Here is a 12,213-nt window from a genome sequence, read left to right as displayed (position 1 = left end):
ATGGCCAATCTGCGTATTGCGCTGGTGGCGGGAGAGGCTTCCGGTGACATCCTGGGTGCCGGCTTGATGCGCGCGCTCAAGGCGCAGCATCCCGCGGTCGAATTCATCGGTGTCGGCGGCCCGTTGATGCAGGCCGAAGGCCTGGAGTCCTACTTTCCCATGGAGCGGCTGTCGGTCATGGGCCTGGTGGAGGTGCTCGGGCGCTTGCGCGAGTTACTGGCCCGTCGCAAGAAACTGATCCAGACGCTGATCGAGGAGAAACCGGACGTCTTCATCGGCATCGACGCGCCGGACTTCACCCTCAATATCGAGCTCAAGTTGCGCCAGGCTGGCATCAAGACCGTGCATTACGTCAGCCCGTCCGTCTGGGCCTGGCGGCAGAAGCGGGTGCTGAAGATTCGCGAAGGCTGCGACCTGATGCTCACGCTGCTGCCATTCGAAGCCCGCTTCTACGAAGAAAAAGGCGTGCCGGTGCGGTTCGTCGGGCACACCCTGGCCGATACCATTCCCCTGGAGGCAGACCGCGCGGCGGCTCGCCAGGCATTGGGCCTGCCGGAAGGGCCGCTGGTGGCGTTGATGCCTGGCAGCCGGGGCGGCGAGGTCAGTCGCCTGGGCGGGTTGTTCTTCGACGCCGCCGAACGGATGCGGACGATGCGTCCCGATGTCAGGTTTGTCCTTCCTTGTGCCAGCCCGCAGCGGCGCGGCCAGCTTGAAGCCTTGCTGGCCGGGCGCGATTTGCCGGTGATGCTGCTCGACGGTCAGTCCCACCAAGCGCTGGCCGCCTGCGATGCCGTGTTGATTGCCTCTGGCACTGCTACCCTTGAGGCGTTGTTATACAAACGCCCAATGGTGGTCGCGTATCGTTTGGCGCCGCTGACGTTCTGGATTCTCAAGCGCATGGTCAAGAGCCCTTACGTTTCCTTGCCGAATCTTCTGGCCCAGCGCTTGCTGGTACCCGAGCTGCTTCAGGACGACGCAACCGCCGAGTCGCTGGCCAATACGCTGTTGCCCCTGATCGACGGCGGCGAGGAACAGACCCGGGGCTTTGACGAAATCCACCGCACCTTGCGACGCGATGCGTCCAACCAGGCTGCGGAGGCTGTATTGACCCTGATCGGCAAGAAACAATGAGCAACGTAAAGCTGCAGATGGGCCTAGATTTCAACCTGGTCGCCGAGGTGGAACAGCTTGTCGCCGGTGTCGATGAAGTAGGACGCGGCCCGTTGTGCGGCGCGGTGGTCACGGCGGCGGTGATTCTCGATCCGACACGGCCGATTCTGGGTCTCGATGACTCGAAGAAACTCACCGAGGCCCGTCGCGAAAAGCTTTATGACGAAATCTGTGAAAAAGCCTTGAGTTGGTGCATCGCCCGGGCCGAAGTCGAAGAGATCGATGAACTCAATATCCTGCACGCCACCATGCTCGCGATGCAGCGTGCGGTGCACGGGCTGCATGTCACGCCGAAGCTGGCGATGATCGACGGCAATCGCTGTCCGAAACTGTCGATGCGCGCCGAGGCGGTCATCCAGGGCGACGGCAAGGTTCCGGCCATCGCAGCCGCCTCGATCCTGGCCAAGGTCAGCCGCGACCGGGAAATGGCCGCGTTCGAATTGATCTACCCCGGCTACGGGATTGGCAGCCACAAGGGTTATCCGACCCCGGTGCATCTGGAAGCCCTGGCACGCCTTGGGCCGACGCCGATCCACAGGCGTTCGTTTGCGCCGGTTCGGCTGGCTTATGAAGCGCGTGTTGGGCTGATCGTGAGTAATCAGGCTCCCATTACATAAAGGCGAATGTGGATTTGTGGCGAGGGGATTTATCCCCGCTGGAGCGCGAAGCGGTCCTTTAGCTGACAACCCGTTGCCTGATGGGCTTTTGGGGCCGCTTCGCAGCCCAGCGGGGATAAATCCCCTCGCCACAAAAGTAGTGTGCGCATTTGCCTGACGGGATACACATGGCTGATGTTTTACCCAAGGCCCGGTACAATCCGGGCCTTGTTGTTTTCATGACTTAACGCAGGATCACTATGCCGGCTTCATTCGTTCATCTACGCCTGCACACTGAATATTCCCTGGTCGACGGTCTGGTGCGGATCAAGCCCCTGGTCAAGACCCTGGTGGGCATGAACATGCCTGCCGTGGCGGTTACCGACCAGAACAACATGTGCTCGCTGGTCAAGTTCTACAAGAACGCCATGGGCGCCGGGATCAAGCCGATCTGCGGCGCCGACCTGTGGCTGGCGAGCAAGGACCCGGATGCGCCGCTGAGCCGTATCAGCCTGCTGGTGATGAATGCCGTGGGCTACCGCAACCTCACCGAGCTGATTTCCCGCGGCTTTATCGACGGCCAGCGCAACGGCTCGATCATCATCGAGCGCGAATGGGTGGCCGAGGCCAGCGAAGGGTTGATCATGTTGTCGGCGGCCAAGGAGGGCGAGATCGGCCTGGCCCTGCTCAGCGGCAATACCGAAGAAGCCGAGCAGCTCGCTCGCGACTGGATGGCGGTGTTCCCGGATCGCTTCTACATCGAGGTGCAGCGAACCAGCCGTCCCAATGACGAAGAGCACCTGCACGCCGCCGTGGCCCTGGCCGACAAGCTCGGTGCGCCGCTGGTGGCGACCAACGACGTGCGGTTTATCAAGCAAGAAGATTTCGAGGCCCACGAGACCCGCGTCTGCATCGGCGAGGGCCGCGCCCTCGACGACCCGCGTCGGCCGAAGAACTACAGCGACCAGCAGTACCTCAAGAGCGCCGAGGAAATGGCCGAGTTGTTCAGCGACCTGCCCGAAGCGCTGGAAAACACCGTCGAGATCGCCAAGCGCTGCAACATCGAAGTGAAGCTGGGCAAGCACTTTTTGCCCAACTTCCCGATTCCCGATGGCATGACCATCGATGAATATTTCCGCAAGGTCTCGTTCGACGGCCTCGAAGAACGGCTGAGCGTCCTGTTGCCCAAGGACACCACCGAAGATTACGAAGCCAAGCGCCAGGTCTATGTCGATCGGTTGAATTTCGAACTGGATATCATCATCCAGATGGGGTTCCCCGGTTACTTCCTGATTGTGATGGACTTCATCCAGTGGGCCAAGAGCAACGGCGTGCCGGTAGGCCCTGGCCGGGGGTCGGGCGCCGGGTCGCTGGTGGCCTACGTGCAGAAGATCACCGACCTCGACCCGCTGGAATATGACCTGCTGTTCGAACGTTTCCTCAACCCGGAACGGGTTTCCATGCCCGACTTCGACGTCGACTTCTGCATGGACGGTCGCGACCGGGTGATCGACTACGTGGCCGAGAAGTACGGCCGCAACGCAGTGAGCCAGATCATCACTTTCGGTTCCATGGCCGCCAAGGCTGTGGTGCGCGACGTGGCGCGGGTGCAGGGCAAGTCCTACGGCCTGGCGGATCGCCTGTCGAAGATGATCCCCTTCGAAGTCGGCATGACCCTGGAAAAAGCCTACGAGCAGGAAGAAATCCTGCGGGACTTCATCAAGGTCGACGAAGAGGCCGCGGAAATCTGGGAGATGGCCCGCAAGCTCGAAGGCGTGGTGCGTAACGTCGGCAAGCACGCCGGTGGCGTGGTGATCGCGCCGACCAAGCTGACCGACTTCTCGCCGATCTATTGCGATGAAGAGGGCGACGGCCTGGTCACCCAGTTCGACAAGGATGACGTCGAGGCGGCGGGCCTGGTGAAGTTCGACTTCCTCGGCCTGCGAACCCTGACCATCATCGACTGGGCGCTCAAGACCATCAACCGCGACCGGGCCAAGGTCGGCGAAGAGCCGCTGGACATTGCCTTCATTCCGCTTGACGACAAGCCGACCTACAGCCTGTTGCAGAAAGCTGAAACCACGGCGGTGTTCCAGCTTGAATCCCGAGGCATGAAGGAGCTGATCAAGAAGCTCAAGCCCGACTGCCTGGAAGACTTGATCGCACTGGTGGCCCTGTTCCGTCCGGGCCCGCTGCAATCGGGCATGGTGGACGACTTCATCAACCGTAAGCACGGGCGCGCCGAGCTGGCCTATCCGCACCCCGACTACCAGTACGAGGGCCTCAAGCCAGTACTGGCACCGACCTACGGCATCATCCTGTATCAGGAACAGGTGATGCAGATTGCCCAGGTGATGGCCGGCTACACCCTCGGCGGCGCGGATATGCTGCGTCGAGCAATGGGTAAGAAAAAGCCCGAGGAGATGGCCAAACAACGCGGCGGTTTCATCGAAGGTTGTGCAAACAACGGCATCGATGCGGACCTGGCGGGCAACATCTTCGACCTGGTGGAAAAATTCGCCGGCTATGGCTTCAACAAATCCCACTCCGCCGCCTATGGCCTGGTGTCGTACCAGACGGCATGGTTGAAAGCACACTACCCGGCGCCGTTCATGGCGGCGGTGCTCTCGGCGGATATGCACAACACCGACAAGGTCGTGACCTTGATCGAAGAAGTGCGGACCATGAAGCTGCGCCTCGACGCGCCGGACGTGAACGCTTCGGAGTTCAAGTTCACGGTGAACGACGAAGGCCGCATCATTTACGGCCTCGGCGCGATCAAGGGCGTGGGCGAAGGCCCGGTGGAGGCGATCACCGAAGCGCGCCAGGACGGGCCCTTCAAGGACCTGTTCGATTTCTGCGCCCGGGTCGACCTCAAACGTATCAACAAGCGTACCCTCGACGGGCTGATCCGCAGTGGCGCCCTGGACCGTTTGGGCCCGTACTTCCATGACGAGCCCAAGGCCTACCAGGCCAACATCGACCGCAACCGCGCGGTGTTGCTGGCGGCGATGGAAGAAGCGATCAAGGCCGCCGAACAGACGGCCCGCACCCACGACAGCGGCCACGCCGACCTGTTTGGCGGGTTGTTCGTCGAGGAAGACGCCGATGTGTATGCCAATCATCGCAAGGCCAAGGAGCTGACCCTCAAGGAGCGCCTCAAGGGCGAGAAAGACACCTTGGGTCTGTACCTCACCGGTCACCCGATCGATGAATACGAAGGCGAGATCCGCCGCTTCGCCCGTCAGCGCATCATCGACCTGAAGCCGGCACGCGACACGCAAACGGTCGCCGGCATGATCATCGCCCTGCGGGTAATGAAAAACAAAAAGGGCGACAAGATGGGCTTCATCACCCTCGACGACCGCTCTGGGCGTATCGAAGCGTCATTGTTTGCCGACGCGTTCCATTCGGCGCAGTCGTTGCTGCAGACGGATGCGATGGTCGTGGTGGAAGGGGAGGTCAGCAATGATGACTTTTCCGGCGGCCTGCGGTTGCGGGTCAAACGCGTAATGAGCATGGAGGATGCCCGCACCAACCTGGCCGAGAGCCTGCGCCTGAAGTTGCAGACCCAGGATCTGAAGGGCGATCAGCTACGCTGGTTGGGTGAATTGTTCAAGCGTCATCGCGGTGCTTGCCCGATTACCATGGAGTACGTGCGCCCCGACGCCAAGGCCGTGCTGCAGTTTGGCGAGGGGTGGCGGATCGACCCGGCGGATGCGTTGATTCAAGCCTTGCGTGACCAGTTCGGCAAAGACAACGTCTTCCTCCAATACCGTTGACGGCCAGGGGCCACTCCCGCACCCGGAGCGCCCCTGACCTCGACTCGAATTTTTAATCTCGACCTGAACGCGCCTCTCCCTTAAGGTAGGGCGCGAATAGACAACCGGCCGGCCCAAGCTCTCTTGGACGTCGACCCAAGACGGACGCCTATGAACCCGAATTTTCTAGATTTCGAACAGCCGATCGCCGACCTGCAAGCCAAGATCGAAGAGTTGCGCTTGGTCGGTAACGACAATTCGCTGAATATCGGCGATGAAATCTCTCGGCTGCAGGACAAGAGCCGCACGCTGACCGAAGACATCTTCGGCAAGCTGACCAGTTGGCAGATCGCGCGTCTTGCGCGTCATCCGCGTCGTCCCTACACCCTGGACTACATTGAACACATCTTCACCGAGTTCGATGAGCTTCACGGCGACCGTCATTTCTCCGACGACGCCGCGATTGTCGGTGGTGTCGCCCGCCTGGACGACCAGCCAGTGATGGTGATCGGTCACCAGAAGGGCCGCGAAGTGCGCGAGAAGGTGCGTCGCAACTTCGGCATGCCGCGTCCGGAAGGCTACCGCAAGGCTTGCCGCCTGATGGAAATGGCCGAGCGCTTCAAGATGCCGATCCTGACCTTCATCGACACCCCGGGCGCCTATCCGGGCATCGACGCTGAGGAGCGCAACCAGAGCGAAGCAATCGCCTGGAACCTGCGCGTGATGGCGCGCCTGAAGACCCCGATCATCGCCACCGTGATCGGCGAAGGCGGTTCTGGCGGTGCGTTGGCCATCGGTGTCTGCGACCAATTGAACATGCTGCAATATTCCACCTACGCGGTGATTTCGCCGGAAGGTTGCGCTTCGATCCTCTGGAAAACCGCCGAGAAGGCACCGGATGCCGCCGAAGCCATGGGCATCACCGCCGAGCGCCTCAAGGGCCTGGGCATCGTTGATAAAGTGATCAACGAGCCAGTGGGCGGCGCCCATCGCGATCCGGCCGCAGCAGCGGCGCTGATTCGCGCTGAACTGAGCTCGCAGTTGTCGATGCTCAAAACCTTTGACAACGACGCGCTGCTGGCCCGTCGCTATGAGCGCTTGATGAGCTACGGTCTCTGATCTGATTGCAATACCTTGTGGGAGCGAGCCTGCTCGCGATAGCGATTTAACATTCAACTCCTGAGTTGACTGAGACACCGCCATCGCAAGCAAGCTGAACTGGCCTAATGATTTTGGACACTTCAATCGGGCGCTATGATAGCGCCCAAATCTGAGGTGTTTGGATATGCGTAAATCTTATTCGAGTGAGTTCAAGCTCAAGGCTGCCAGCATGGTGCTGGATGAAGGCCAGCCGGTTACCGAGGTCTGTGCCAGCCTAGATATCGGCCCCACTGCTCTGCGCCGCTGGGTCGATCAAGTGCAAAAAGAACGCCTGGGTTCGACCCCGGTAGGGGCCAAGGCGATTACCGCTGATCAGCGAGAAATCCAGAGGCTCAAAGCCCTACTCAGGGAGAAAGACCTGGACATTGAAATCCTAAAAAAGGCCAGTGCTCTCCTGCTTTTGGACGCCAAAGATCATTCACGCTGATCGATGAGCTGGACGAGCAATACGGCGTTAAAAGGTGTTGCCGGGCGTTTGGGATCAACCGCAGTAGTTTCTACGCCTGGCGCCAGCGCCAAGGCAGAGCAAATCCTGAACGGGACAAGCTCAAAGCCGCGCTGGTCAGGCACCACAGGGCGTCCAGAGAGTCGGCCGGCGCACGTACTTTGTCCAAGGAGCTAAAAGCCAAAGGGCATCGTATCGGACGTTATATGGCTCGCAGTTTGATGCGCGAAGCTGGCATCGCTAGTCGTCAGCGCAGGCGCCATAAGTACAAGTCGCCGGGCGTTGAGGCATTGGTGGCGCCGCACGTGCTCAAGCGAAAATTTGATGTAACGGCGGTTAACCAGGTGTGGTGTGGCGACGTGACTTACATCAAGGTCGGCAAGCGGTGGATGTACTTCGCCGCCGTTCTGGATCTGTACGCTCGGAGGATCGTGGGTTGGTCGTTCTCGATGATTTCTGATGCCAACCTGACCTGCGAAGCGCTACGCATGGCGGTTGAGCTACGCGGCCACCCCCAGGATGTGTTGTTTCATTCAGACCAAGGTTGTCAGTACACCAGTCATAAATTCCGAAACGAGCTTGTGAAACACGGGTTTAGGCAAAGTATGAGCCGTAAAGGCGAGTGCTGGGACAACGCCCCCATGGAGCGTTTCTTTGGTAGTTTGAAATCAGAGTGGGTTCCTGAAACGGGCTACAAACTGGAACATGAGGCCCGGGCAGACGTGCAGCGCTATGTCTCGCGCTACAACATCAGCAGGCCTCACAGCTACAACGACTACCGGTCGCCGGTCGCGAAGGAAAGGTTGGCGGCGTGAACCTTAATCGGTGTCCAAGATTACTTGACCAGTTCAAGCTCGCTCCCACAGTTGTTTATGCCCTAGGCTGACTCCTATGAACTCAAACACGGATCTGCCCACCCGGCTTCTCGCTCAGTTATCTGACTGGCGCAACGCGTCCACCTGGCGCATCGCCTTCTCCGGTGGCCTCGACTCCACCGTCCTGCTGCACCTGCTCGTTTCCCTGGCAAAAAGCCAGGTCCTGCCGCCCCTCAGCGTCATCCATGTCCACCATGGCCTCCAGGCCGTCGCCGAGGCGTGGCCGGAACATTGTCGCCGGGTCTGCGAGACCCTTGGGGTACCGCTGCAAGTGATCAGCGTTGAGGTCCGGCCCGGCGCCAGTGTCGAGCGCGCTGCCCGGGATGCGCGTTACACGGCTTTCATCGCGGCGACGCAGAACAACGAAGTGCTGCTCACGGCGCAACACCGGGACGACCAGGCCGAAACCCTGTTGTTTCGTTTGCTGCGCGGGGCCGGGGCGCGAGGCTTGTCGGCGATGCCGAAGCAGCGGCCCTTGGGGCAGGGGCATTTGCTGCGGCCATTGCTCGATGTCTCCCGGGCGGAACTGGAGGCCTATGCCAGCCGGCATGGCTTGAGCTGGGTTGAAGATCCCTCCAATGACGATCATCGTTACGCCCGCAATTTCCTGCGGCAGCGGGTCTTTCCAGTCTTGGCCGAGCAGTGGCCCCAGGCGTCGCTGACCCTGGCCCGCAGCGCCGCGCACCTGAGCGAGGCGCAAGGCTTGCTGGACGAGCTGGCGCAGATCGACCTGGCGTGCGCCCTCACGCCGAATGCCTTCGATTGGCTCGGGCTGCGGTCCCTTGAAATGACATCTTTTCGGGCCCTGTCCCCCGCCCGGCAACGCAATGCGTTGAGTCATTGGCTGGCGCCCGTCACGCGGCTTCCCGACAGTGACCATTGGGTTGGCTGGGACTCGTTGCGTGATGCCAGGGACGATGGCCATCCTGTCTGGCGACTGGCCGATGGGGAAATACACCGGACCGGCGGACGCATCTGGTGGTTATCCGACCACTGGCTGCAGCCAGTCTCAGGCCCCGTTGAATGGCCTTGCGTGGATCAGCCTTTGGCCTTGCCGGGCAATGGCCGGGTGAGCTTGCGCGGCGAAGCCCCCCCGGGACCGCTTTGCGTTCGCTATCGCCGGGGCGGCGAAGTCATGGAATTGCCGGGTCGTGGACACCGGGACCTCAAGCGTTTGCTCAACGAAAACAGCGTGCCGGCGTTCGTCCGTGGCCGTTTGCCGCTCCTGTACCGGGGCGAGCAATTGCTGGGGTTGGCCAATCTGAAGGGGTTCGATCGGGACGCCAGTGACCGTTGGCAACTCATTTGGCAGCCATGAAAGGAAGATCTGGGTTTGAGCTGAAAGGGGCTTTCCGGTAGACTACGCTCCCTTCTTGATACAACTTCTGTGGATTCGCCTGAATTGCAGGAGTTGCCGATTACCAAGCAGTCTTTGCTGGGCGATTCCAAAAAATGTGTAGCGAGCAACGTACCGGTGATTTCACCTCCGGTCTGTCCCGACGCGGCGGTTTTTTTGAAAGGTGCACTGTGATTAATGCAGGTGATCGGGGGCTTCGGCCTTCCTTCGCTTTCCCCGGCGGCTCGGACCGCTTTAACGCAGACTTCTAGGGTTTTTCATGACGCGCTACATATTCGTCACGGGCGGTGTTGTTTCTTCATTGGGGAAAGGCATTGCCTCGGCTTCATTGGCGGCCATCCTGGAGGCGCGGGGACTTAAGGTCACCATGCTCAAGCTGGACCCGTACATCAACGTCGACCCGGGCACCATGAGCCCGTTCCAGCACGGTGAAGTGTTCGTTACCCATGACGGCGCCGAGACCGACCTGGACCTGGGCCACTACGAGCGGTTCATCCGCACGACCATGACCCAGAACAACAACTTCACCACCGGCCGTGTCTACGAGCACGTGCTGCGCAAGGAACGCCGTGGTGACTACCTGGGCGCGACCATCCAGGTCATCCCGCACATCACCGACGAAATCAAGCGCCGCATCATCAAGGGCGCCGGCGACGCGGACGTGGCGATGGTAGAGATCGGCGGTACCGTGGGCGACATCGAGTCCCAGCCGTTCCTCGAAGCCATCCGCCAGTTGCGTTTCGAAATCGGTGCCAAGCGCGCGATGCTGATGCACCTGACGCTGGTGCCGTACATCGCCACGGCCGGCGAAACCAAGACCAAGCCAACCCAGCACTCGGTCAAGGAACTGCGTTCCATCGGCTTGCAGCCGGACGTGCTGGTATGCCGCTCCGATCACCCGATCGATATGTCCTCGCGTCGCAAGATCGCCCAGTTCACCAACGTGGAAGAACGCGCGGTCATCGGCCTGGAAGACGCCGACACCATCTACAAGATCCCGGGCATCCTGCACTCCCAGGGCCTCGATGATTTCGTCGTCGAGCGCTTCGGCCTGCAATGCGCCAGCGCGGACCTGTCTGAGTGGGAGGCCGTGGTCGATGCCAAGCTCAACCCGGAACACGAAGTCACCATCGCCATGGTCGGCAAGTACATGGAGCTGCTGGACGCCTACAAGTCGCTGATCGAGGCGATGAGTCATGCCGGCATCAGCAACCGCACCAAGGTCAACCTGCGCTACATCGACTCCGAAGACATCGAGAATCAGGGCACCGGCCTGCTCGAAGGCGCCGATGCGATCCTCGTGCCGGGCGGCTTTGGCCTGCGCGGCGTGGAAGGCAAGATCACCGCGGTGCAATACGCTCGTGAAAACAAGGTGCCGTACCTGGGCATCTGCCTCGGGATGCAAGTGGCGGTCATCGAGTTTGCACGTAACGTGATGGGCTGGAAAGACGCCAACTCCACCGAATTCGATCGTGCCAGTGGCCACCCGGTCGTGGGCCTGATCACCGAGTGGGAAGACGCCACCGGTGCCGTCGAAGTGCGTACCGAAAGCTCCGACCTGGGCGGCACCATGCGCCTCGGCGCACAGGAATGCCTGCTCGAAGCCGGCTCCAAGGTGCACGACTGCTACGCCAAGGATGTGATTGTCGAGCGCCATCGCCACCGCTACGAAGTGAATAACAACCTGCTGCCTCAACTGATCGAAGCCGGCCTGAAGATCTCCGGTCGTTCCGGTGACGGCGCGCTGGTCGAAGTGGTCGAAGCTGCCGACCATCCATGGTTCGTGGCCTGCCAGTTCCACCCGGAGTTCACTTCGACACCGCGCGACGGTCACCCGCTGTTCAGCGGTTTCGTGAAAGCCGCTTTGGCTCAACACCAGAAAAAGGCATAAGACGATGGCCCAGAAGATCATCCGCGTCGGCGACATCGAGATTGCCAACGACAAGCCCATGGTGCTGTTTGGTGGCATGAACGTGCTGGAAAGCCGCGACATGGCGATGCAGGTCTGCGAAGAATACGTGAAGGTGACCCAGAAGCTGGGTATCCCTTACGTCTTCAAGGCCAGCTTCGACAAGGCCAACCGTTCGTCGGTCACCTCCTACCGAGGCCCCGGCCTGGAAGAAGGCATGCGGATCTTCCAGGACATCAAGCAAGCGTTCGGCGTGCCGATCATCACCGACGTCCACGAGCCGGCCCAGGCCGCGGTCGTCGCCGAAGTCTGCGACATCATCCAGTTGCCGGCCTTTCTGTCGCGCCAGACCGACCTGGTAGTCGCGATGGCCAAGACCGGCGCGGTGATCAATATCAAGAAAGCCCAGTTTCTCGCGCCCCAGGAAATGAAACACATCCTGAGCAAATGCGAAGAGGCCGGGAATGACCAATTGATCCTCTGCGAGCGTGGTTCGAGCTTCGGCTACAACAACCTTGTCGTGGACATGCTCGGCTTCGGCATCATGAAGCAGTTCGAGTACCCGGTGTTCTTCGACGTGACCCACGCGCTGCAAATGCCCGGCGGTCGCTCCGATTCCGCCGGCGGTCGTCGCGCCCAGGTGACCGACCTGGCCAAGGCCGGCATGAGCCAGTCTCTGGCTGGCCTGTTCCTTGAAGCCCACCCTGATCCCGACAATGCCAAGTGCGACGGCCCTTGTGCCTTGCGCTTGAACAAGCTGGAACCTTTCCTGTCTCAGCTCAAGTCGCTGGATGAGCTGGTCAAGGGTTTTCCGACGATAGAAACCGCGTAACGCGGTTTTCTCCGGTAAAGTACCGCTCGATCAACGCTCTGGCCTGCGGGCCGGGCGTTGTCGTCGGCGAGCCTGCCCGCTGCTCTACACCCGCCGACCGTAAAAGT

The 12,213-nt window shown here is 60.8% G+C and carries 8 protein-coding genes; all 8 read left to right on the top strand.

The features are described 5' to 3' along the window. The 8 genes from lpxB (at position 1) to kdsA (ending at position 12,106) form a co-directional block, all read left to right on the top strand. The gene (gene lpxB, locus J3P90_RS20370; protein WP_420764244.1) at positions 1-1,131 is read left to right on the top strand and encodes a lipid-A-disaccharide synthase; all 1,131 of its coding nucleotides are present in this window, start codon (positions 1-3) and stop codon (positions 1,129-1,131) included. 11 nt (positions 1,132-1,142) lie between these two features. After that, entirely contained in the window at positions 1,143-1,787 is a 645-nt protein-coding gene (rnhB, locus tag J3P90_RS20365; protein ID WP_434676594.1) for a ribonuclease HII, read from the top strand. 239 nt (positions 1,788-2,026) lie between these two features. Continuing rightward, the gene (gene dnaE / locus J3P90_RS20360) at positions 2,027-5,548 is read left to right on the top strand and encodes a DNA polymerase III subunit alpha (RefSeq protein ID WP_434562539.1); all 3,522 of its coding nucleotides are present in this window, start codon (positions 2,027-2,029) and stop codon (positions 5,546-5,548) included. A gap of 150 nt (positions 5,549-5,698) precedes the next feature. Continuing rightward, positions 5,699-6,646, top strand: a complete 948-nt coding sequence (locus tag J3P90_RS20355; protein ID WP_420764246.1) for an acetyl-CoA carboxylase carboxyltransferase subunit alpha — start codon at positions 5,699-5,701, stop codon at positions 6,644-6,646. A 166-nt stretch (positions 6,647-6,812) separates the two neighbouring features. Further along, positions 6,813-7,948 (top strand): IS3 family transposase gene (locus J3P90_RS20350; RefSeq protein WP_434627779.1). Its coding sequence is split into 2 segments (ribosomal slippage): positions 6,813-7,062 and positions 7,062-7,948, totalling 1,137 coding nucleotides; the frame shifts between segments, so codons are not numbered across the junction. A 76-nt stretch (positions 7,949-8,024) separates the two neighbouring features. Beyond that, positions 8,025-9,326: a tRNA lysidine(34) synthetase TilS gene (gene tilS / locus J3P90_RS20345; protein ID WP_434675300.1), complete on the top strand. Its 1,302-nt coding sequence runs from the start codon at positions 8,025-8,027 to the stop codon at positions 9,324-9,326. 298 nt (positions 9,327-9,624) lie between these two features. Next, on the top strand, positions 9,625-11,256 hold the full coding sequence (locus J3P90_RS20340) for a CTP synthase (protein WP_420764248.1): 1,632 nt from the start codon (positions 9,625-9,627) through the stop codon (positions 11,254-11,256). A 4-nt stretch (positions 11,257-11,260) separates the two neighbouring features. Next, positions 11,261-12,106 (top strand): 3-deoxy-8-phosphooctulonate synthase, encoded by an 846-nt coding sequence (gene kdsA, locus J3P90_RS20335; protein ID WP_122565457.1) that lies wholly within the window; start codon positions 11,261-11,263, stop codon positions 12,104-12,106. The last annotated feature ends 107 nt before the right edge of the window (positions 12,107-12,213 follow it).

It is taken from the genome of Pseudomonas sp. D3-10 (assembly GCF_051132175.1).
Lineage (GTDB): Bacteria > Pseudomonadota > Gammaproteobacteria > Pseudomonadales > Pseudomonadaceae > Aquipseudomonas.
This window is presented reverse-complemented; position numbering and strand designations above follow the sequence as displayed.